This is a genomic window from Erwinia persicina NBRC 102418, assembly GCF_001571305.1.
Taxonomy (GTDB): domain Bacteria; phylum Pseudomonadota; class Gammaproteobacteria; order Enterobacterales; family Enterobacteriaceae; genus Erwinia; species Erwinia persicina.
The window spans coordinates 51,941-72,575 of sequence record NZ_BCTN01000009.1 but is presented as its reverse complement, the minus strand read 5'-3'; the positions used below and the strand labels follow the sequence as shown (position 1 = coordinate 72,575).

Genomic DNA, 20,635 nt, shown 5'->3' with positions numbered 1-20,635 from the left:
CAGGAGTCAGACCCGCATGACATCGAACGCCGCACCGGCCCGCATTGCTATTGTTATGGGTTCCAAAAGTGACTGGGCAACCATGCAATTTACGGCGGAAATCCTTACCAGCCTGGACGTTCCCTTTCACTGCGAAGTGGTGTCTGCACACCGCACGCCGGACAAACTCTTCAGCTTTGCCGAACAGGCCGCCGGTAACGGCTATCAGGTGATTATCGCCGGCGCAGGCGGGGCAGCCCATCTGCCGGGCATGCTGGCGGCGAAAACGCTGGTGCCGGTACTGGGAGTTCCGGTGCAGAGCGCGGCCCTGAGCGGCGTCGACAGCCTCTACTCCATTGTACAGATGCCGCGCGGCATTCCGGTGGGCACGCTGGCAATCGGTAAAGCTGGCGCTGCCAATGCAGCCCTGCTGGCGGCGCAGATCCTTGCGCTGCACGATGCCGGGCTGGCCGATCGTCTGAATCACTGGCGTCAGAGCCAGACCGACGAAGTGCTGAACAACCCGGACCCGCGGGAGGAAGCATGAAGCCGGTCTGTGTATTAGGTAACGGCCAGCTGGGACGGATGCTGCGCCAGGCGGGTGAGCCGTTGGGCATTGCCGTCTATCCGGTGGGCCTGGATGCGGAACCCGAATCCCTGCCCATTGCACAGAGCGTGATCACTGCTGAAATCGAGCGCTGGCCTGAAACGGCATTAACCCGTGAACTGGCCAGCCATAACGCCTTTGTGAACCGCGATATCTTTCCACTGCTGGCCGATCGTCTGACCCAGAAGCAACTGCTGGACCGGCTGGGCCTGGCAACCGCGCCGTGGCAGTTGCTCTCCAGTGCAGATGAGTGGGCGCAGGTTTTCACCACGCTGGGCCCGCTGGCCATCGTAAAACGCCGCACAGGCGGCTATGACGGTCGCGGCCAGTGGCGACTGCACGCCGGTGAAACCGAATCACTGCCCGCCGACTGCTACGGCGAGTGCATTGTTGAACAGGGGATCAATTTCTCCGGCGAAATGTCGCTGATCGGCGCACGTGGCCACGACGGTAAAACCGTGTTTTACCCGCTGACGCACAACCTGCATCAGGACGGCATTCTGCGTACCAGCGTCGTGCTGCCGGACGTGAACGAGCAGCATCAGCAGCAGGCCGAGCACATGCTGTCTGCCATCATGAATGAACTGAACTACGTCGGCGTGATGGCGATGGAATGCTTTGTGGTGCCGGAAGGTCTGCTGATCAACGAGCTGGCACCGCGCGTGCACAACAGCGGTCACTGGACGCAGAACGGCGCATCCATCAGCCAGTTTGAGCTGCATCTGCGGGCTATTCTCGACCTTCCACTGCCGACGCCGGTGGTCAGCACGCCGTCAGTGATGGTTAACCTGATTGGCACCGATGTCAATCTGGCCTGGCTGGCGCAGCCGCTGGTGCATCTGCACTGGTATGAGAAAGAAGTGCGTGCCGGGCGCAAAGTCGGCCACCTGAACCTGTCCGACGTCAGCCCGCAGGCGTTAAGCCAGGCACTGAATGCGCTGGTCCCGATGCTGCCGGCAGAGTACGCCAGCGGTATTGCCTGGGCCGAAGAAAAGCTGGGTTAATGTTACGGGCTGACCACCACAGAAGGTCAGCCCCGACATGGTCTGGCGCAGGGTCGACCTTTTTTCCGGCCGCCCCCCTTCCTTATCCCGTGTAATACCCTCTGAACAGCGCTTTCCCTTTCAGTAACCGCACGCCCAGCCAGCCGCCGCACAGCGACAGCAGAACGGCGCCGGTTAATGGCAGCACCAGCCACAGCGTAAAATCAGGCTGCCACGGGAAGTCGAACACCTTACGTTGCAGCCCCCACAGCGCCGCCTCTGCCCCGATAGCCGCCGCCACGCCAGACACGACACCCAGCAGCGCAAACTCACACCACAGCGTGCCGCGCAGCAGACGGGTACTGGCCCCGAGCGTGCGAAAGACCACCAGCTCCTGGCGGCGCTGACGCATGCCGACCTGAATCTGCGCCAGCAGCAGCAGGACACCGCAGGCGGTCACCAGAATCACCATAATCTCCAGCGCCTGACTGACCTGGGCCAGCACCTGGCTTATCTGCCGCAAAATACTGCCAATATCCAGCAGGCTGAGCGTCGGGAACTGCCGGTTTAGCTGTGCCAGCGTGCCGTTGTCATTATCCATTCTGAAACTGGTCAGCCAGGTCTGCGGCTGTCCGTCCAGCGTACCCGGCGGGAAGATAAAGAAGAAGTTTGGCTTCAGACTCTCCCAGTCCACCTTGCGCATGCTGCTGATTCTGGCACTGAACTCCTGGGTATCCCCGGTAAAGGTGACGGTATCCCCCAGCTTCACACCGAGCCGTCCGGCCAGCTCCTGTTCAATCGACACTTCTCCCTTTTTCGGCGGCCAGGTGCCTGAAGTCATCGGATTGTGATCCGGCAGATCTTTCTGCCAGGTGAGATTCAGCTCCCGGTTCAGGGACTCATCCAGCGCCGGGTCGGCCGGCTTTTCATTAATGCTGGTCAGCCGCACGCGCGCCACCGGATAGAAAGTTTCTGCCTTGACCTGATGCTGCTGCAGGAAGGCCTGCACCTGCGGCACCTGCTGTTCGGTCATGTTCAGCAGAAAATAGTTCGGACTGCCTGGCGGCAGCTGCTGCTGCCAGCGTTCCAACAGATCGCCCCGCATCACCAGCAGCAGCGCCAGCAGCATAAACGACAGCGAGAAGGCCGCCAGCTGGCTGAGCGTCGTCCACGGCTGCCGCAGCAGCCGGTTGACTGCCAGACGAAATGCCAGATTGCGCAGCGTCAGGCGGCGCAGCAGCAGCAGCCCGCCCCAGCCAATCGCCCCCAGCAGTAAGGAGAGCAGCACAATCCCGGCCACCAGCGCCCACAGCAGCTTGCTGCCCCCCACCAGCAGTGCCAGCAGACCGATCACCACCAGCGCCATGACGGGCAGATAGAACTTCAGCGGCCAGAGGTTGGCCACCGTGTCACGACGCAGGACGCGCAGCGGCTGGGTTGCCAGCAGCAGACGGTAAGGACGCAGCCCCACCAGCAGAGAGATGACAAACAGCGATCCCACCGCCCACAGCCACGGCCAGGCGCTGGCGGCCGGCAGCTCACCGGGCAGCACCGGACGCAGCATGCTTAACAGCAGGGCTTCAAAGCCGAGGCCGATGACGCTGCCCACCACGGCCGCCAGCAGCAGCACCGACAGCCACTGTCCGATAATCAGCCTGCGCAGTGCCGCCCGGTTGGCACCGAGCGTTTTCAGCACTGCCACCAGATCGTAGCGGCTGCGGCAGTAATGATTCATCGCCACCGCTACGGCAGCAATGGCCAGCATCAGGGTCAACAGGGCTGACAATAGCAGGAACTGCTGGGCGCGCTGCATGGATTTACCCAGTGCGTCCTCACTGTTCTCCACGCTGATCCAGCGCTGATCCGCCGTGATGCGTGAGGCGATATAACGGTCATAGCGCGCCAGCTGCGCGGGCGTACCGGAAAATTTATAGCGCCAGGTGATGCGGCTGCCGGGCTGGATCGCACCGGTCTTTTCCACATCCGCCAGATTCATCAGCAGACGCGGTGCAGTCTGGAACGGGTTAAAGCCCGCATCCGGCTCCTGGACCACCTCCCCCCCGATAAGCAGGGTGGCATCCCCCACGTCCAGTTGGTCCCCGGCTTTACGCTCCAGCAATGCCAGCAGACGCGGTGCGGCCAGCACCGTGCCCGCTGCCGGTTTCAGTCCGGCAGGCACCGTGGTCAGTTGCCCGAACATCGGGTAAAGATCGTCGACGGCTTTGACCGAAGCCAGCTGCGGGGTATCGCCCGCAAAGGTCATGGTCATAAAAGTCAGTTGACGTCCGACCTGCAGGCCGTCCGCACGCGCCTGTTCAAGCCATTCGGCAGGCACCTCTTTGCCGCTGCGCAGTGTGCGGTCACCTGCCATAAAGTCACGACTTTGCTGGCTTAAGCCTTTTTCCATGCGGTCGCTGAGTGAACCGAGAGCCAGCACGCAGGCGACTGCCAGTGTCAGCGCCAGCCAGACAATCAGCAGCGAGGGGGATTTCCACTCGCGCCAGAACCAGCGCCAGATCATGCCTCCTCCCACAGCTTGCCGTCGCGCAGCCGCAGGCGGCGGTCACAGCGCGCAGCCAGTTGTTCATCATGCGTAACGAGGATCAGCGTGGTGGCATAGTCCCGGTTCATTGAAAACAGCAGGTCGGCAATACGCTCACCGGTTTTCCGGTCAAGATTGCCGGTGGGTTCATCGGCAAAGAGCAACGCCGGCCGACCGTTAAAGGCACGGGCCAGCGCCACCCGCTGCTGTTCCCCTCCGGAGAGCTGTGCAGGAAGATGGCTCAGACGTTCACCGAGGCCCAGTTGGGCGAGCAGCGTGGCTGCCTGCTCCCGGCTTTTGCGATCACTGTCGCCGCGCAGCAGCGCCGGAAGCTGCACGTTTTCCTGAGCGTTGAGGGTGGGGACCAGCATGAAAGACTGAAAAACAAAGCCGACATTTTTCGCACGCAGTTCGGCCCGCTGCTCTTCATTCATCTGATGCAGCGGCTGCCCGAGCATCATCACTTCGCCTTCCGTACCGTCATCCAGGCCGGCAAGAATACCCAGCAGCGTTGACTTGCCCGATCCGGACTCTCCGATCAGGGCGAGCGTCTCAGCCGGTTTGACAACCAGCTCAACTCCGGTAAGGATGGAAAGCTGATGCTCACCCTGACCGACGGACTTACTAAGACGATGAACTTCAAGAATGTTTTCCGCTGGCATTTGCCTTTCCTGTTCTTATTGGCGTTTATGACGCTGCGCGCGACGGCGGCAGAGACACTGCTGGTGCTGGGCGACAGTCTGAGCGCCGGTTACCGTATGTCTGCCAGTGCCGCATGGCCTGCGTTACTCAATGATAAATGGCAAAAATCCCCTACCATTATTAACGGTAGCATAAGCGGCGATACCGCGACGCAGGGGCTGGCACGTTTGCCCGCCCTGCTAAAACAACATCAGCCTCGCTGGGTACTGATTGAACTGGGTGGCAACGACGGACTACGGGGTTTTCCTCCGCAGCAGATCGAGCAGGATCTGGACCAGGCCATTAAGCTGGTCGTGGCGGCTGATGCACAGCCGCTGCTGATGCAGGTGCGTCTGCCTGCGAACTATGGCAAACGCTATACAGAATCGTTTGCCGCACTTTACCCCAGACTGGCGGAGAAGCATGCCATTCCCCTGCTGCCATTCTTTATGGAACAGGTCTATCTGAAACCGGAATGGATGCAGGACGACGGTATACACCCCAATCCTGCCGCTCAGCCGTTTATTGCCGATCTGATGGCCAAAAATCTTACTCCCTTAGTTAAACATGAGTGACCCGGCTGTAAGCGCCGTAACAGGTAAAGTTATGCAAAAAAGTATCGTTATTACCGGCAGTTCCAGCGGAATTGGCCTGGTGGCGGCCAACGATCTGCTGCGCCGGGGCTATCATGTGATTGCAGCCTGCCGGAAACCGCAGGACGTCGCCCGAATGGACGCGCTGGGTTTTCGCGGTGTACTGCTGGATCTGGATGACGCTGCCAGCGTCGAACGGGCAGCGGGGGAGATCCTCACCCTGTGTGGCGGGGAATTACACGGTCTGTTTAATAACGGCGGCTTTGGTGTCTATGGCCCGCTGCAGTCGGTATCGCGCCAGCAGCTGGAGCAGCAGTTCTCCACCAATCTGTTTGGTACCCACCAGCTGACCGTGCTGCTGCTGCCGGCGCTGATCGCAGGCGTCGGGCGTATTATCAATACCAGCTCAGTGATGGGCCTGATTTCCACGCCAGGTCGCGGAGCCTATGCCGCCAGTAAGTACGCGCTGGAAGCCTGGTCAGATGCGCTGCGCATGGAGCTGCACAGCAGCGGTGTGCGCGTCAGTCTGATTGAGCCGGGTCCGATTCATACGCCGTTTACCGACAATGTCCGTCAGGCGCAGCAGGATAAGCCGGTACACAATCCCGGCATCGCCTCCCGCTTTACGCTACCGCCTGAGGCGATCCTGCCGAAACTTCGCCATGCGCTGGAAAGCCGCCGCCCGCGTCTGCGCTATCCGGTAACGCTAATCACGCATGCCATCGTGGTGCTACGCCGTTTACTGCCAGGCTGGCTGATGGACCGGTTTTTACGTCAGAATTAATCGCCGCCCCTTGAAGCCGCGGCTCGCGCCCCAATACAGTAATAAACTTACGTGAAAAGAGACGAATTCATGTCACCACAAGCAACGATTGTAGAAATTAATGAAACCAACCTGCACCAGACGCTGGAACAGTCGATGCAGATCCCGGTGCTGTTCTACTTCTGGTCTGAGCGCAGCCAGCACTGTCAGCAGCTGACGCCGTTGCTGGATCGTCTGGCGCAGGAGTATGCCGGCCAGTTTATTCTGGCCAGGCTCGACTGTGATGCCGAGCCCGCTGTGGCGCAGCAGTTTGGACTGCGCTCCCTTCCGACGGTCTATCTTTTCCAGAACGGTCAGCCGGTTGACGGTTTCCAGGGGCCTCAGCCGGAAGAAGCCGTCCGCGCCCTGCTGGAAAAAGTGTTACCAAAAGAAGAAGAACTGAAGGCGCAGCAGGCCATGCAGCTGATGGAAGAAGGCAAGCTGATCGACGCCCTGCCCCTGCTTAAAGAGGCCTGGGCGCTGAGCAATCAGGGCAGCGATATCGGCTTTCTGCTGGCCGAAGTACTGATTGGACTTAACCGCAGCGAAGAAGCCGAAGCGGTGCTGAAAGTGGTGCCGCTGCAGGATCAGGATACCCGCTATCAGGGGCTGATCGCGCAGATTGATCTGCTGAAACAGGCAGCTGATACCCCGGAAATCCAGCAGCTGCAACAGCAGCTGGAAGCGGATCCCGACAATGCCGGGCTGGCCACGCAGCTGGCGCTGCAGTTTCATCAGGTCGGGCGCAATGAAGAAGCGCTTGAACTGCTGTTCTCTCATCTGAAGCAGGATCTGGGCGCGGCCGACGGTCAGGCACGTAAAATTTTGCAGGAGATCCTCGCAGCACTTGGCACGGGTGATGCTCTGGCAGCAAAATACCGCCGTCAGCTCTACTCCCTGCTCTACTGATATTACCGGGCCGGTGTTCACAGTGCCGGCCCTGCTCCCCTTTATTTCCTCCCTCTACCTGCCCGCAGCCTTTCTCATCCGTTTCACTCCCTCCTCATAAAACAGCCTCATCCGCATTTTCACCGCCTTCACACCAAAAGCCCTCTTCATACCAAAGCCTGAAAAACTCGCCAGCCATTGTTGATTCCCCCCTCGCACAAGGGTGACTTAAAGACTTTTAGATTGCTGGCATTAAATTGATTGAAGTCAAAATAAAAAGACAAGACAAAGACTAGCATTAGTCATCAAACATAGTCACAAAAAATGACAACGGAATGACTAAAACTAAGTCACTAAATTTTCAGGAAGAGCGCGTACTGGTGGCCGGTAAAACCATTCTGTTAATAACACTGACCTCACTCATTATCTTTACTGGAAAAAACTCATGAAACGCACGACTATCGCGCTGGCTGCTCTTGTTGTCATCACTTCACTGAATGCGACTGCTGAACAGCGGTCCCCTGTTTTTAATGATGCCATCAACAACTGGCATAACTTGCAGGAGCAGGATCGGCAAAACCTGGCACACTACAATGATACAGTCAGCAGAGACGGAACTGGCCGCTTTAATCCTGATGGCTCATTCAATAATCAATTAGCGACTGACAGTGATAAGACGCATGCTGCACTTCGGGCGGCTAAGCAAAAGGTCAACGGGACGACCTATCGAGACCAGATCGGCCAGCAACAAGCCGATGCCAGAGCGGCAGCGCTCCAGGGCACTGCGCTCACTCCGGCAGGCACCGTCGGAGTAAAGACCCCCGTTCAGTCAGTTCCCGTTGGTGTAAAGACGCCCGTTCAGTCAGTCCCCTCCGTTATCCGAAATAAGCCGGTCGTCCCCTCTACCGTCCACTTTGTCACTGCGCAAGGGAACGGCGGCAATAATAATCAGAGCCGTTCGTCCTACGGCGGGTCTGAAAATCGTGGCGCGGATAATGCACACAGCTCTGCTTTCGGCGGCCACGGCTACGGTCATGATAATTCCCGTTCTGAAGGTTTTGGGGGGCATGCTCATTTCCACTGAACTCCGGCAGATGCCTTCACCAGGCTGGCCCTGATCTGTTTGAGACCATTAACAGGAGGGGCCAGATGGCACCGGAACACCTGGCGCTGGTCGCTGCATCACGTTCAGCGCTGCTGAGGGCACTGTGCGACAGCGAGCAGTTTCACAGCGAACACCGCGCGGCATGCCTGCAGCTATCCCAGGCGGCACATCATGCACTGTCACTGGCAATAACGCTTGAACGGAGCCCTCTGGCACAGCAGGATGACTATGCACAGCTGCTTGAAAATCAGATGGTTTCTGTCCGCACCTGTCAGGCGGCGTTGAATAAATTAACCCGGAGAAAAACGCAATGAACCGATATTCACAGGCGATCGACAACAGGGTCAATACGGAAGAGCATCACCTTATGATGAAAGAAATTTCGTCTGAGTTTGGCGAAGAGATGTTAAGCACCCTACTGCTGCTGAATGCACGTCTGATGGCACTGAGTATGAGTGACCTGAAATCAGTGGTTATCAGTGTGGTTGCGCGGGATGAGACAACACTGATGCTGAAGCGCGATAGCCACACGGTTCACTTTGAGGTGGGTCATTAAAGCTCTTTACCTGCGATGAGTGCCTGTAAAAGTCTCTAAACCACAGTCTGCTTCAAGCGTGAAGGAGAGGTCAGTATGAAAAGCCTTCTGACTTCATGATGGTAAGATGTGATATTATGACTTATCCAGGTAAAGCGGAAAGTTTATAATATGTCACATATTTTCTTTGAGTTTGATCTTGAGCCTGGCGTTAAGTCAGTGGCAGATCTTAACTACGTTCTGCGCGATCACGACAAAAAAACGGCCTTTGTGATGAGCGCTGAGGTGGCAAAGTTCGTTAAAGATGCCCTTATCATTAATGACACCATTATCAGCTTTAAAAACTGCTGCTTCGCTTTTGAAAAAGGAGCTGAGTTCGTTGAGTTTGATCACAATGGTCAGTCCGTTCGTTTTTCAGAGCCTGTTCCTTCATGGTTTATCAGGCCGGCTGTTTTCGCCCGCTCTGACTGGCTGGATAACCACGCTCTGGCCGATCTGGCCGCTCCTGAGTTTATCATAGCCTTTAACGAAAAATTTCCGGATCTGCATGAACGCAGGAAACACGCCAATTATCTGTTTGACCTTCAGCTACAGAAAGGCAAATTGCCATCAACCGAAACCAGCAGAACACCGGGCAACATTCAGGGAAAATCCACCAAACCCAAAGTCACCGATCTGGGGTCGTTCGAACTCTTTAAGCAATTTTTTGACCGGCTGAAGGCGGCCGTAATGGCTGATGAATTTCCGACGCTCAACGTGCTGACGGCGGCAGATAACGTGAGCAACGTGCCGGGCAGTTATCGTCAGGCGATCCGTACGGCAATGAAAGCAGTCACTCATGAGCTACCGGTCAATAATAAGCGCCTGGCAGCAGGCAATCCGGCGCTGTTCTGCGCACCGGTGCGCGATAAAATCGCAGAGATTGAAGCCATCGGACTTGAGCCCTACTACCTGGCGCTGTCACACGCGATCGCGGAGGCAGAGGGTAGCTATATTGCCGATTTTTCCTTCCAGTACGGCGAGCATCAGCCATAACCGTCGTCTTCAGGGTGGCGCTCCCGCAGGTGTTGCCATATCATCGGGACAGTAATATCGCTGCCTCGCCATAAAGTGGCGCAGCAGACAGGGCGTGCGGGGAAAAGGTCGCCCAATAGATTTATTAATAATAACAATCCGGAGGTTATTTTTTATGTTGGCTGTGATTCCCGTCATTATCATTCTGGCTCTGATCCTCGTCTGGTCAGGGATCAAAATTGTCCCACAGGGTTACCAGTGGACCGTTGAACGTTTCGGTCGCTATACCAACACCCTGCAGCCCGGTCTGAATCTGGTGATCCCTTTTATGGATCGCGTTGGCCGCAAAATTAATATGATGGAGCAGGTACTGGATATCCCGTCGCAGGAGATTATCTCTAAAGATAACGCCAGCGTGACGATTGATGCCGTCTGCTTTATTCAGGTTGTCGATCCGGCGCGTGCCGCCTATGAGGTCAGCAATCTGGAGCTGGCTATCATCAACCTGACCATGACCAATATGCGTACCGTATTGGGTTCAATGGAACTGGACGAAATGCTGTCACAGCGTGACAACATCAACACCCGCCTGCTGCATATTGTCGATGAAGCCACGAACCCGTGGGGTATTAAAATTACCCGCATAGAAATCCGCGATGTGCGCCCACCGGCAGAACTGATCGCCTCAATGAATGCACAGATGAAAGCTGAACGTACCAAGCGTGCCGACATTCTGGAAGCTGAAGGGGTGCGCCAGGCGGCGATCCTGCGTGCCGAAGGCGAGAAGCAGTCGCAGATCCTGAAAGCCGAAGGTGAACGTCAGTCGGCGTTCCTCGCCGCAGAAGCGCGTGAGCGTGGTGCAGAAGCCGAAGCGCAGGCCACCAAGATGGTGTCCGAGGCGATTGCCGCCGGTGACATCCAGGCGATCAACTACTTTGTGGCACAGAAATATACCGATGCCCTGCAAAATATCGGCTCATCGGGCAACAGCAAAGTGGTGATGATGCCGCTGGATGCCAGCAGCCTGCTGGGTTCTATCGCCGGGATCAGTGAGCTTCTGGGAGAGAGCAGAGCGGAGCGTAAACGCTGATGATTGATGAGCTGCTTGCCAACCCATGGTGGATATGGCTGACCCTTGGCGGCCTGCTGCTGGCCGCAGAAATGCTCGGCACCAGCGGCTACCTGCTCTGGAGCGGCGTGGCAGCCGTACTCGTCAGCCTGCTGGTCTGGCTGGTGCCGATGCCCTGGGAGTGGCAGGGACTGAGCTTCGCCGCACTGACGATTATCGCTGCGCTGTGGTGGTATCGCTGGCTTAAACACCGCGACCGGCAGCATCCTCCCTCCACGCTTAACCAGCGCGGCCAGCAGATGGTAGGCCGCCAGCTTACACTGGATGCCGACCTGGTGAATGGATTTGGCCATGTGCGTATTGGTGATGGTAACTGGCGCGTCCAGGCCGATGAAGATCTGCCTGCCGGGACGCCGATCACTGTGGTCGCCGTGGAGGGGATCACTCTGCGGATTGTACCGCGTAAGGTTTAATTCGATTTACTCCCCGGGTGACAGCCGGCCAGATGGTTGATGATCGGACACTCGGCGCCAGCGTCCCCCGGGCAGCTGGCCGCCAGGTCGATGAGCTTCTGACGCATCAGTTGGAGTTCATTAATGTGCGCTTCTATCTCCCTCACTTTACCGAGCGTACGCGCCTTCACATCGGCGCTGTGGCGCTCAGGGTCGTTAAACAAGCTGACCATCTCCCGGCACTCATCAAGATTAAATCCCACCTGACGAGCCTGACGCAGCAGCGTCAGCTCCTCCACGTGTTTTGCACTGTAGCTGCGATAGCCATTATCCATCCGTAGCGGCGGCGTCACCAGCCCCTTCTCTTCGTAGAAACGAATCGCTTTGCTGGTTAATCCGGTTTTTTTTGCCACGTCGCTAATATTCATTATTGCTCCTTGACCTTCCCCTTGATGGAAGGTTTAACCTCCATAATGAAGGTAATAACAGCCCCGGGTCAAACCGGATCAACAGGAGTCATGATATGACGCAAGTAACCACGCTGGCACTGGACGGTTTGTCCTGCGGCCACTGCATTAAACGAGTCAAAGAGACGCTGGAGCAGCGTGATGATGTGGAACAGGCAGAGATCAGCCTCACCGAAGCCCGCGTTACCGGTAAGGCCAGCGCCGATGCGCTGATCGCCGCTATTGAACAGGCCGGCTATCACGCCAGCCTGTAAGCGGGTATTTCTCATGCAAAGCCTGATACGCTGACAGAGTCAGAACCACAGCCGGAAGCGCTGACAGCGTCTTCGCCTGAGCTTCCGGCGCATAACGTTTCCATCCCCCCTGACAGCTATCAGTTGCTGATAGACGGTATGACCTGTGTCAGCCGCGTACAGAATGCTCTGCAACTGATTGCTGGCGTCAGTCAGGTGGCGATCGAAACAGCGGGCATCACACTGATGCGCCAGGATCTGAACACTGTCGCAGACGCCTTAGCCATTTCTCAGGCCGCGTTGCGTAACATGAAACACAATTTACCCGGGGCATTTATCTACAACGCCTGCGGTATTCCGATTGCGGCCGGCGGACTCTATCCGTTGACGGGCACCCTGTTGAGTCCGGTTGTGGCGGGGGCGGCAATGGCCCTGTCGTCAATCACGGTGGTCAGTAATGCCAATCGCCTGTCCGCTCCCCTCCACCGAAGGCGTAATTCTGTTAACCCCTGTGGCTTATTGCCCTGTCCGTCAGCGAGTTATCACGCTAGCATGGTGTGATTAACCGGATGAGGCAGAAAACCATGGGCAATGTTGCACACAGGCTTCAGACATTATGGCGTCGGCTTTGGCCGGTCAGTTACCGCTATCCAGCCATGGATTTCCACGCGGGGGGTAGCCATCTGCACCTGGTGGGCAGTATACATATGGGCATGCGTAATATGATGCCGCTGCCCGCTGTGCTGAATGAAAAACTTCAGCACGCCGATGCACTGATCGTTGAGGCCGATATCACTGCCGGAGCGTCCCCTTTCAGAGAAAGTGAAATATGCCCCTCTCTGGCCGACCGGCTCTCCGGAGAACAGCTACAACGGCTACAGCGCTACTGTGAAGAATTAAGTATCGATCGGGAACGTATTGATACCCTGCCTGCCTGGCAGGTTGCTCTGATGCTTCAGGCCCAGCAGGCGCAGCGGCTGGGACTGCGTGCCGACTGCGGTATTGACTATCAGCTGTTACAGGCCGCGCGCGAACAGCAAAAAAAGGTGATTGAGTTAGAAGGCCCCGACACACAGCTGGCCCTGCTGAAATCCCTGCCGGATAACGGACTGCCGCTGCTGGAAGATACGCTTATTCACTGGCAGACTAATGCCCGCCTGCTGCAAACGATGGTGAGCTGGTGGCTGGAAGCCCCGCCGGACAGCGCAGGAAAACTTGCGCTGCCGAGTACCTTCAGCAACAGTCTTAACGATCTGCTTATGCATCAGCGCAATCGCCAGTGGTGCCAGTTTTTACGCCAGCTGCCGCCGGGGCGCTATGTGGTTGCTGTCGGTGCGCTGCACCTGTACGGCGAAGGAAATTTACCGGAACTGTTGGCGCAGAAATAAAAAAAAGGCCGATATCGCTATCGGCCCGTCAATAAGGACATATTTATGAATTTTAGTTATCGTCTCAGCGGTTACGCTGACGCGGGCAAGATTGTCGCTCAAAGAGTGAACTTTCGCCAGTACTTTTCTTCATCAATGATGGCTGTTGCCTGTTATCTCAGACACAAGGTGAGTCGATATGACACCCGCCGTAAAACTGCTTGAAAAACAAAAAGTCGCCTTTACATTACACCCGTATGAACATGACAGCAGCGAAACCCATTTCGGCGACGAGGCGGTGCGCAAATTAAATTTGAACGCGGATCAGGTTTATAAAACCCTGCTGGTGGCGCTCAACGGCGATAATAAAATGCTGGCCGTCGCGGTCACGCCGGTAGCCGGACAGCTCGACCTGAAGAAAGTCGCAAAAGCACTGGGCGCAAAAAAAGTCGAGATGGCCGATCCGCAGTTTGCACAGCGCAGTACTGGCTACCTGCTGGGTGGCATCAGCCCGCTGGGTCAAAAGAAACGGCTACCGACGGTGATTGATCATCTGGCATCGCAGTTTGCTACCGTCTATGTTTCCGGCGGCAAACGCGGGCTGGATATTGAACTGGCCCCGCAGGATCTGGCCCGGCTGCTGAACGCCAGTTTTGCTGATATCGCTAAACGCGATTAACCGGGTGGCTGGGCAAGCAGTTGATCGATCATCCAGCGGCCAGCCGGTCCCGGCGGCGTTCGCCGTGACCACACCACATCGACCTGAATGTTTTGTGGCCAGCCGGGCACCGGCAGCTCGCGCAGTTTTTGATGACCAAACTGCTGCGTCAGCCAGCGTGGCAGGATGCTCCAGCCAAACCCCTGCTCCGCCATTTCCAGCAGCAGCAGGTAGGACTGCGCCAGCCAGACCTTGCCCGCCGGTACGGGGGTACGTTCAATCCAGGTGTTCAGACGCAGCTGCCGGAGCTGCTTCAGATCGGCTTCCGTCACCCGCGGTTGCTGCGCCAGCGGATGATCCTGATGTAGATAAATCGCCATCTGCGCCTCAATCTGCAGGCGCTGTACAGTGATATCGGAAGGATAATACTCCTGCACACGCACCACACCAATGTGCGCGCGGTTGCTCTGCAAAAGGTCAATAACGTCGGCATCTTCGGCGATCATGCATTCGAATTCAATGTCAGGGTAGCGTGTGGAGAAGCGCTGCAACAGTGATTCATGGTAACCCGCCTGCCAGAAATCGGAGATTGCCAGCCGCAGGCACGGTTCCACCTCCCCCGCAAGGCGGATCGCCAGTTCATCCAGTTGAGCTGAAGCGGCCAGGATCTCTTTGACCTGCGCCAGCGCCCGCTGCCCATTTTCTGTCAGTACCGGATTACGCGACTCGCGGCTGAACAACGTAAAGCCGAGATCCTGTTCCAGGTTTGCCACAGCGGTGCTGATCGTCGACTGGCTTTTACGCAGCGCCCGGGCTGCCGCCGAGAACGATCCGCTTTCGACTGTCTGCACAAAGGCTTCCAGTGACTCCGGTGAGTAACGCACAGGTGTATCGCTTTTTTCGATGGATAGTCATTTTATCTTAGCAAATAAAACGTGGAAAATAGCGACCATAGCAAATTAAGGAGGACGTATGTCTGCTCGCAAGCTGAAAGAGCGTGTTTTTCATGCAATAGGATTTGAGGTGCTGGCCATTGCCATCGTGTCGCCGGTGGCCGCCTGGGTGATGAATAAACCGTTGCTTCAGATGGGCGCACTGGCCATTATGCTGTCGACGGTGGCTATGATATGGAACATCATTTATAACGCCGGGTTTGATCGTCTGTATCCGCGTGAGCAAGTGAAGCGCGGCCTCGGCCTGCGCATTATGCACGCGCTGGGCTTTGAAGGGGGGTTTATCCTGATAGGTCTGCCGCTGGCGGCCTGGATGCTCGGCGTGTCGCTGTGGCAGGCATTTATGATTGAAGTGGCTTTCTTCCTGTTCTTCCTGCCGTATACCGTGGTGTATAACTGGCTGTACGACAAGTTACGCGAACGTTTTACTGCCGGCCGTCGCCACCCGGCATAATGCGGGTCAGGGTCGACCGGAACAGGTCGACCCATGGGTAACCCGGTTAATTAATGCATCGCAGTATCTATCTTCGCCTGGCGCCACTTCTTCGGCGCCGGGGACGTCTCCTCCACGGAGGCCTTCTCAGCCTCAGCAGGTTTTTCCTTCGCCTTCTGGTACACGATCTCTCCGGCCGGCTGATACTTCGCCACGTCCAGCGGGGAATGGCTCTGGATATATTGCTTAAGTACTTCGGCATCGACAAACCCGGTATTGACGTAACCCGGCAGCTTATCCACCAGCGGATAGCCATCGCCGCCCGTCGCGTTAAAGCTCAGGGTCGCCATGCGATAGGTTTTGTCAGCCTCCAGCGGCTTTCCATTGATGCGGATATTGCTGACGCCACTGCCGTCGGCCGTCAGACTGACGCGGGCAAACTGCGCATAGGCCCCGGAATCCACCTGTTTATTGGCCACCACGGCGAGATACTGTTCCACTTCGCTGCCTTTCATATCCACATAGACCAGCTGATTGCCGAACGGCTGCACTTTGAGGACGTCTTTGTAGGTGATCGGCCCCGCCTCAATGGAGTCGCGCACGCCACCGCCGCTCATGACCGCGAAGTCAGCCTTAGTGCGATCGATCTGGCCTTCCAGAATCAGACGCGCCATTGAGGTCTGCACAAAGCGCACTTTGCTGCGATCCCCTTCCAGCCGCCCGTTAACGCTGCCGATATTAATGCCAAGCTGCGCTTCGCCCTTTTTCTGGAACGGGGTCAGTAATTTTTGCATCGCCGGATTTTTCGCAATCTCGGGCGTGTAATTTACCCAGGTGGTGCTGCCGTCAGCATTTTTCACCTTGTGCTTCAGGTTAATCGGCACCAGTTCGTAATGTTCCAGCGTCAGCTTACCGTTCAGGAAAGTGAAGTCGGCCCGGCCGATATATTTACCCCACTCATGCGCCTGCACAATCCAGGTGCCGTTCTGACGATCCGGCGTACAGGGCGTGCCGGGCACGTAATCGGCCTGTTTCACATTCTCTTTCGCCATACAGACCGGATCCTGCGAGTGGCCCCCGACAATCATATCCAGGTAGCCAGCCGGCAGTTCACGCGCCATCTCAACGTCGCCCGGGGCATTGGAACCGTGCTGGCCATTATCATAGTGGCCCATATGCGTGGCGGCGATAATCACATCCGGCTTCTCTTTCGCCCGCAGCGCTTCAACCACCGCTTTCGCTTCCGTGGCTGGTTTGTGGAACACGATATCGGTGAAATTTTCCGGATTGCCGATTTTCGCCGTGTCATCCGTGGTCAGACCAATGACGGCAATTTTCAGCCCCATGCGGTTAAACAGCGCATAGGGCTCAAACAGCCGTTTCCCGGTGCTTTTCTGATAAATATTGGCTGAGAGCAGCGGGAATTTGGCCCATTTCTGCTGCTGACGCAGAACGGAAAGGGGATTATCAAATTCATGGTTGCCGATCGCCATGGCGTCATAGCCAATCAGGTTCATACCGCGAAAGTCAGGCTCCGCATCCTGCAGGTCTGACTCCGGCACACCGGTATTAATATCGCCGCCGGAGAGGATCAGCGTCGCCCCGCCGTGCGCCTGCACCTCATAACGTATCTGGTCCATCATGGTTTTTTGCGCCGCGAGGCCATATTCGCCCTGCTCGTTATTCCAGAAACGGCCGTGGTGATCGTTGGTATGCAACACGGTAAATTTATAGGTGCGATCTTTGACCCACGCCTGAGCCATCAGCGGCGCGCTTAATAACGCCACCGTCATGACGCTGGCAAGACTTTTTTTGAATACTGGCACTCTGACCCTCCTTGTTGAACAACCCGGACTTAACAAAATAATAATTTTTGTGACACTGACCTGATTATGCCGCAGGATTAGCTCTAAAAGATAATTACTCCAGCTTATGTTGTGGGCAAGCTAACGGCTTTTCTCCGCACAATAAAAACATAAGACAATGACAGGTTAAATTAATGGCAAGCGATCGAACTCTCTCTTCCCCACAACCCCCCGTCAGGCGCACCGCTTTTGAGGTGCTTGGTGCCATCAGCGTGGCGCATTTACTCAACGATATGATCCAGTCCCTGATTCTGGCGATTTATCCGCTGCTGCGTGAGGACTTTTCACTGAGTTTTGTTCAGATAGGCCTGATCACGCTGACGTATCAGATGACCGCCTCGCTGTTACAGCCGCTGATTGGTTACTATACCGATAAGCATCCTCAGCCCTGGTCACTGCCTGTCGGCATGGGGTTCACCCTGTGTGGTCTGGTTCTGCTGGCAATGGCCAGTAATTTCCCGATGATCCTGGTGGCGGCGGCGCTGGTGGGCACCGGATCCTCCGTGTTCCATCCTGAGTCATCGCGCGTGGCTCGCATGGCCTCCGGGGGGCGGCATGGCCTGGCACAGTCACTGTTCCAGGTCGGTGGTAATCTGGGCAGCTCGCTTGGCCCCCTGCTGGCAGCACTGATCATCGCGCCGTACGGTCGCGGTAATGTAGCCTGGTTCTCGCTGGCAGCACTGCTGGCCATTATTGTGCTGTTGCAGATCAGTCGCTGGTATCAGCATCAGAATCGCGTGACTAAAGGGCATACTGCTCCGGTGGTCAGCACGCTGCCGCGTCGCAAGGTGGCGTTTGCCATTACCATTCTGCTGGTACTGGTATTCTCGAAGTATTTCTATCTCACCAGCCTCAGCAGTTATTACACATTCTACCTGATGCATAAATTCGGGCTTTCCGTGCAGAATGCACAGCTGCACCTGTTTATGTTCCTGTTTGCCGTGGCGGCCGGTACCGTGGTGGGAGGCCCGATTGGCGACAAAATTGGCCGTAAGCGGGTCATTTGGGTGTCGATTCTGGGCGTTGCCCCCTTTACCCTGATGCTGCCCTGGGTCAACTTGTGGTGGACCGGTGCGCTGTCGGTGGTGATAGGCTTTATTCTGGCCTCAGCATTTTCCGCTATTCTGGTGTATGCCCAGGAGCTGATGCCCGGACGTATCGGTATGGTTTCCGGCCTGTTTTTCGGTTTCTCCTTCGGAATGGGTGGCCTGGGTGCCGCCGTGCTGGGGGGGGTGGCCGATCATCATGGCATCGAGCTGGTCTATCAAATTTGTGCTTACCTTCCCCTTCTGGGCATTCTTACGGCTTTCCTGCCCGATAACCGCCCTAAATAGTCCCTTCCCGGTGCTAATCACTGTTTTTAGCACCGGTTCATCCTCCTGCAATGTCTGCCTTACATTCTGATAAGTGTATAAAATCGCACTCTCTGACAACTTTATCTCAATGAATCACTTTTTTTGCCGTTATTACTAATAATGACAAGCGTCATCCCGGAATATGCCATACACTAAAAACTTACAACTGGACACAATTACACTCTGAATGATTTGAGTTGCTCGATAACGGCAAACCTGCGGGTCTCCTGGAGCTACAGTCAGCGAAATGACCCGGTTGTCGCCAACGCCTCCGCAACTTGATGTATCAAGAGTATGCACACAAAGGAGACAGGCATGCATCACACCACACCGCTTATCACCACTATCGTAGGAGGCTTAGTTCTCGCCTTCCTCTTCGGTATGCTGGCCAATCGTCTGCGCATTTCTCCTCTTGTTGGTTATCTTTTGGCTGGCGTCCTTGCCGGACCCTTTACACCGGGCTTTGTGGCGGACACGAATCTGGCCCCGGAGCTGGCTGAACTGGGGGTGATCCTGCTGATGTTTGGCGTGGGTCTGCACTTCTCACTGAAAGACCTGATGGCGGTAAAGTCGATCGCCATCCCTGGTGCTGTTGCACAAATCGCCGCCGCCACGCTGTTAGGCATGGGGCTGTCGTGGGCGCTGGGATGGCCAATGATGACAGGTCTGGTGTTCGGGCTGTGCCTTTCCACCGCCAGCACCGTCGTGCTGCTGCGGGCGCTTGAAGAGCGGCAGCTGATTGACAGCCAGCGTGGACAGATTGCTATTGGCTGGCTGATTGTGGAAGACCTGATGATGGTACTGGCGCTGGTGCTGCTGCCTGCTCTCGCCGGACTGTTCGAAGAAGGAAACGCCAGCGTTACCACCATCATGATTGACCTGCTGATCACCATCGGCAAGGTGGTCGCCTTTATGGTACTGATGATGGTCGTCGGACGCCGCGTGGTGCCGTGGATCCTCGCCCGCAGCGCGGCCACCGGTTCACGCGAGCTGTTTACTCTTTCAGTGCTGGCACTGGCGCTGGGCATTGCCTTTGGTGCCGTCGAATTCTTTGATGTTTCCTTTGCACTGGGTGCCTTCTTCGCCGGTATGGTGCTGAACGAATCTGAACTGAGCCATCGGGCGGCGCACGATACGCTGCCCCTGCGCGACGCCTTTGCCGTCCTGTTCTTCGTTTCCGTCGGCATGCTGTTTGATCCGATGATCCTGGTCCAGCAGCCGCTGGCCGTCCTGGGCGCGCTGGCGATTATCGTCTTCGGCAAATCCCTGGTCGCGCTGGCGCTGGTAATGCTGTTTGGCCACTCCAAACGCACCGCGCTGACCATCTCCGTCAGCCTGGCCCAAATCGGTGAGTTCGCCTTTATCCTTGCCGGACTGGGCATTTCGCTGAATATCTTACCGGAGAGCGGGCGTAACCTGGTGCTGGCAGGCGCTATCCTCTCGATCATGCTGAACCCGATCCTGTTCGCCATACTGGAGCGCTATCTGCAAAAAACAGAAACCATCGAAGAGCAGACGATGGAAGAAGCTATCGAAGAAGAGAAACAGATCCCGGTGGACCTGTGCAATCACGCCGTGATTGTTGGTTTTGGCCGCGTCGGCAGCCTGCTGGGCAGCCGCCTGATGGAAGCCGGTATTCCCATTGTGGTGGTGGAAAACAGCCGGCCGCGCGTTGAGGCGCTGCGTGAACAGGGGATCAAAGCCGTACTGGGCAATGCCGCACGCAGTGACACGATGGCACTCGCCCGTCTGGACTGTGCGCGCTGGCTGCTGCTGACGATCCCGAACGGTTATGAAGCCGGGGAAATTGTCACTGCCGCGCGGGAAACGCGCCCGAATATCGAGATTATCGCCCGCGCACATTATGATGATGAAGTGGATTACATCATGGAGCGCGGTGCAGACCGTGTGGTGATGGGCGAGCGGGAGATTGCTAACAGCATGCTGAATCTGCTGCTGCTGAGTCCGGTGGAAACCCCGGCCGAATGCCCGATTTGAACCCCGGTTGGGGCGACCTTTTCTCCGGTCGCCCCAACCCGGTGATGGGCACAATC

22 protein-coding genes and 1 pseudogene are annotated in these 20,635 nt (G+C 56.7%); 18 read left to right on the top strand and 5 right to left on the bottom strand.

The annotated features are described in order from the left end of the window. Positions 1–16: 16 nt before the first annotated feature. Both purE and purK read left to right on the top strand, forming a co-directional pair. A complete protein-coding gene (gene purE, locus EPE01S_RS11675; protein ID WP_062745120.1) occupies positions 17–526 on the top strand; it encodes a 5-(carboxyamino)imidazole ribonucleotide mutase in 510 nt (169 codons plus the stop codon). After that, positions 523–1,590: a 5-(carboxyamino)imidazole ribonucleotide synthase gene (purK, locus tag EPE01S_RS11670; RefSeq protein ID WP_062745118.1), complete on the top strand. Its 1,068-nt coding sequence runs from the start codon at positions 523–525 to the stop codon at positions 1,588–1,590. Before purE ends, purK begins: the two co-directional genes overlap by 4 nt. Positions 1,591–1,672: 82 nt before the next feature. Here purK and ybbP read toward each other — a convergent pair whose 3' ends face one another. Both ybbP and ybbA read right to left on the bottom strand, forming a co-directional pair. Then, on the bottom strand, positions 1,673–4,090 hold the full coding sequence (ybbP, locus tag EPE01S_RS11665) for a putative ABC transporter permease subunit YbbP (protein WP_062745116.1): 2,418 nt from the start codon (positions 4,088–4,090) through the stop codon (positions 1,673–1,675). After that, positions 4,087–4,773 (bottom strand): putative ABC transporter ATP-binding protein YbbA, encoded by a 687-nt coding sequence (gene ybbA, locus EPE01S_RS11660; RefSeq protein ID WP_062745114.1) that lies wholly within the window; start codon positions 4,771–4,773, stop codon positions 4,087–4,089. The genes ybbP and ybbA overlap by 4 nt, the downstream gene beginning before the upstream one ends. On the opposite strand from ybbA, the gene tesA reads away from it, so the two are divergent. The 9 genes from tesA to EPE01S_RS11615 all read left to right on the top strand — a co-directional run bounded on the left by tesA (position 4,744) and on the right by EPE01S_RS11615 (position 11,271). Beyond that, the gene (gene tesA / locus EPE01S_RS11655; protein ID WP_062745111.1) at positions 4,744–5,367 is read left to right on the top strand and encodes a multifunctional acyl-CoA thioesterase I/protease I/lysophospholipase L1; all 624 of its coding nucleotides are present in this window, start codon (positions 4,744–4,746) and stop codon (positions 5,365–5,367) included. The two genes, ybbA and tesA, sit on opposite strands and share 30 nt — an antisense overlap. A 31-nt stretch (positions 5,368–5,398) precedes the next feature. Next, on the top strand, positions 5,399–6,169 hold the full coding sequence (locus EPE01S_RS11650) for an SDR family oxidoreductase (protein WP_062745109.1): 771 nt from the start codon (positions 5,399–5,401) through the stop codon (positions 6,167–6,169). 69 nt (positions 6,170–6,238) lie between these two features. After that, complete coding sequence (locus EPE01S_RS11645; RefSeq protein WP_062745106.1) at positions 6,239–7,096, top strand: co-chaperone YbbN; 858 nt, start codon at positions 6,239–6,241, stop codon at positions 7,094–7,096. Positions 7,097–7,520: 424 nt separating this feature from the next. Further along, complete coding sequence (locus tag EPE01S_RS11640; RefSeq protein ID WP_062745103.1) at positions 7,521–8,159, top strand: hypothetical protein; 639 nt, start codon at positions 7,521–7,523, stop codon at positions 8,157–8,159. Between the two features lie 65 nt (positions 8,160–8,224). Next, on the top strand, positions 8,225–8,494 hold the full coding sequence (locus tag EPE01S_RS11635; RefSeq protein ID WP_062745100.1) for a hypothetical protein: 270 nt from the start codon (positions 8,225–8,227) through the stop codon (positions 8,492–8,494). Continuing rightward, positions 8,491–8,736: a hypothetical protein gene (locus EPE01S_RS11630; RefSeq protein ID WP_062745098.1), complete on the top strand. Its 246-nt coding sequence runs from the start codon at positions 8,491–8,493 to the stop codon at positions 8,734–8,736. Before EPE01S_RS11635 ends, EPE01S_RS11630 begins: the two co-directional genes overlap by 4 nt. 150 nt (positions 8,737–8,886) lie before the next feature. Continuing rightward, on the top strand, positions 8,887–9,750 hold the full coding sequence (locus EPE01S_RS11625; RefSeq protein ID WP_062745096.1) for a hypothetical protein: 864 nt from the start codon (positions 8,887–8,889) through the stop codon (positions 9,748–9,750). Between the two features lie 154 nt (positions 9,751–9,904). Further along, entirely contained in the window at positions 9,905–10,819 is a 915-nt protein-coding gene (locus tag EPE01S_RS11620; protein WP_062745093.1) for an SPFH domain-containing protein, read from the top strand. Then, positions 10,819–11,271 (top strand): NfeD family protein, encoded by a 453-nt coding sequence (locus EPE01S_RS11615; RefSeq protein ID WP_062745090.1) that lies wholly within the window; start codon positions 10,819–10,821, stop codon positions 11,269–11,271. Before EPE01S_RS11620 ends, EPE01S_RS11615 begins: the two co-directional genes overlap by 1 nt. Here the strand turns inward: EPE01S_RS11615 and cueR are convergent. Further along, positions 11,268–11,678: a Cu(I)-responsive transcriptional regulator gene (cueR, locus tag EPE01S_RS11610; RefSeq protein WP_062745087.1), complete on the bottom strand. Its 411-nt coding sequence runs from the start codon at positions 11,676–11,678 to the stop codon at positions 11,268–11,270. The genes EPE01S_RS11615 and cueR overlap by 4 nt on opposite strands. A gap of 95 nt (positions 11,679–11,773) precedes the next feature. Here cueR and EPE01S_RS24080 point away from each other — a divergent pair, with 95 nt between their 5' ends. The 4 genes and pseudogenes from EPE01S_RS24080 to ybaK all read left to right on the top strand — a co-directional run bounded on the left by EPE01S_RS24080 (position 11,774) and on the right by ybaK (position 13,996). After that, positions 11,774–11,971 (top strand): cation transporter, encoded by a 198-nt coding sequence (locus EPE01S_RS24080; protein WP_062745084.1) that lies wholly within the window; start codon positions 11,774–11,776, stop codon positions 11,969–11,971. 177 nt (positions 11,972–12,148) lie between these two features. Next, a pseudogene (copA, locus tag EPE01S_RS24075) lies at positions 12,149–12,421 on the top strand (Cu+ exporting ATPase); the annotation flags it as partial. A gap of 113 nt (positions 12,422–12,534) precedes the next feature. Next, positions 12,535–13,338: a TraB/GumN family protein gene (locus EPE01S_RS11595; protein ID WP_062745078.1), complete on the top strand. Its 804-nt coding sequence runs from the start codon at positions 12,535–12,537 to the stop codon at positions 13,336–13,338. 178 nt (positions 13,339–13,516) lie between these two features. Further along, entirely contained in the window at positions 13,517–13,996 is a 480-nt protein-coding gene (gene ybaK, locus EPE01S_RS11590) for a Cys-tRNA(Pro)/Cys-tRNA(Cys) deacylase YbaK (protein ID WP_062745076.1), read from the top strand. Here ybaK and EPE01S_RS11585 read toward each other — a convergent pair. Then, a complete protein-coding gene (locus EPE01S_RS11585) occupies positions 13,993–14,859 on the bottom strand; it encodes a LysR family transcriptional regulator (RefSeq protein ID WP_062745073.1) in 867 nt (288 codons plus the stop codon). The genes ybaK and EPE01S_RS11585 overlap by 4 nt on opposite strands. Before the next feature lie 88 nt (positions 14,860–14,947). Between EPE01S_RS11585 and EPE01S_RS11580 the strand changes: the two genes are divergently transcribed. After that, complete coding sequence (locus tag EPE01S_RS11580) at positions 14,948–15,382, top strand: multidrug/biocide efflux PACE transporter (protein WP_062745070.1); 435 nt, start codon at positions 14,948–14,950, stop codon at positions 15,380–15,382. A gap of 50 nt (positions 15,383–15,432) precedes the next feature. Here the strand turns inward: EPE01S_RS11580 and ushA are convergent, their stop codons facing one another. Then, a complete protein-coding gene (gene ushA, locus EPE01S_RS11575; RefSeq protein ID WP_072277443.1) occupies positions 15,433–17,187 on the bottom strand; it encodes a bifunctional UDP-sugar hydrolase/5'-nucleotidase UshA in 1,755 nt (584 codons plus the stop codon). Positions 17,188–17,360: 173 nt separating this feature from the next. Here ushA and EPE01S_RS11570 point away from each other — a divergent pair, with 173 nt between their 5' ends. Beyond that, on the top strand, positions 17,361–18,560 hold the full coding sequence (locus tag EPE01S_RS11570) for an MFS transporter (protein WP_062745068.1): 1,200 nt from the start codon (positions 17,361–17,363) through the stop codon (positions 18,558–18,560). Positions 18,561–18,896: 336 nt separating this feature from the next. Beyond that, positions 18,897–20,579, top strand: coding sequence for a YbaL family putative K(+) efflux transporter (gene ybaL, locus EPE01S_RS11565; protein WP_062745066.1), 1,683 nt, complete (start codon positions 18,897–18,899; stop codon positions 20,577–20,579). Positions 20,580–20,635: the final 56 nt, after the last annotated feature.

Bases quoted from the DNA above. Each gene is read 5' to 3' on its own strand.
- EPE01S_RS24080 (WP_062745084.1), top strand. From the start codon at position 11,774: ATGACGCAAGTAACCACGCTGGCACTGGACGGTTTGTCCTGCGGCCAC.
- purK (WP_062745118.1), top strand. From the start codon at position 523: ATGAAGCCGGTCTGTGTATTAGGTAACGGCCAGCTGGGACGGATGCTG.
- EPE01S_RS11650 (WP_062745109.1), top strand. From the start codon at position 5,399: ATGCAAAAAAGTATCGTTATTACCGGCAGTTCCAGCGGAATTGGCCTG.
- EPE01S_RS11595 (WP_062745078.1), top strand. From the start codon at position 12,535: ATGGGCAATGTTGCACACAGGCTTCAGACATTATGGCGTCGGCTTTGG.
- purE (WP_062745120.1), top strand. From the start codon at position 17: ATGACATCGAACGCCGCACCGGCCCGCATTGCTATTGTTATGGGTTCC.
- EPE01S_RS11630 (WP_062745098.1), top strand. From the start codon at position 8,491: ATGAACCGATATTCACAGGCGATCGACAACAGGGTCAATACGGAAGAG.
- EPE01S_RS11625 (WP_062745096.1), top strand. From the start codon at position 8,887: ATGTCACATATTTTCTTTGAGTTTGATCTTGAGCCTGGCGTTAAGTCA.
- EPE01S_RS11645 (WP_062745106.1), top strand. From the start codon at position 6,239: ATGTCACCACAAGCAACGATTGTAGAAATTAATGAAACCAACCTGCAC.
- ybaL (WP_062745066.1), top strand. From the start codon at position 18,897: ATGCATCACACCACACCGCTTATCACCACTATCGTAGGAGGCTTAGTT.
- cueR (WP_062745087.1), bottom strand. From the start codon at position 11,678: ATGAATATTAGCGACGTGGCAAAAAAAACCGGATTAACCAGCAAAGCG.
- EPE01S_RS11635 (WP_062745100.1), top strand. From the start codon at position 8,225: ATGGCACCGGAACACCTGGCGCTGGTCGCTGCATCACGTTCAGCGCTG.
- EPE01S_RS11580 (WP_062745070.1), top strand. From the start codon at position 14,948: ATGTCTGCTCGCAAGCTGAAAGAGCGTGTTTTTCATGCAATAGGATTT.
- ybaK (WP_062745076.1), top strand. From the start codon at position 13,517: ATGACACCCGCCGTAAAACTGCTTGAAAAACAAAAAGTCGCCTTTACA.
- ybbP (WP_062745116.1), bottom strand. From the start codon at position 4,090: ATGATCTGGCGCTGGTTCTGGCGCGAGTGGAAATCCCCCTCGCTGCTG.
- EPE01S_RS11570 (WP_062745068.1), top strand. From the start codon at position 17,361: ATGGCAAGCGATCGAACTCTCTCTTCCCCACAACCCCCCGTCAGGCGC.
- EPE01S_RS11615 (WP_062745090.1), top strand. From the start codon at position 10,819: ATGATTGATGAGCTGCTTGCCAACCCATGGTGGATATGGCTGACCCTT.
- EPE01S_RS11640 (WP_062745103.1), top strand. From the start codon at position 7,521: ATGAAACGCACGACTATCGCGCTGGCTGCTCTTGTTGTCATCACTTCA.
- ybbA (WP_062745114.1), bottom strand. From the start codon at position 4,773: ATGCCAGCGGAAAACATTCTTGAAGTTCATCGTCTTAGTAAGTCCGTC.
- EPE01S_RS11620 (WP_062745093.1), top strand. From the start codon at position 9,905: ATGTTGGCTGTGATTCCCGTCATTATCATTCTGGCTCTGATCCTCGTC.
- tesA (WP_062745111.1), top strand. From the start codon at position 4,744: ATGAACTTCAAGAATGTTTTCCGCTGGCATTTGCCTTTCCTGTTCTTA.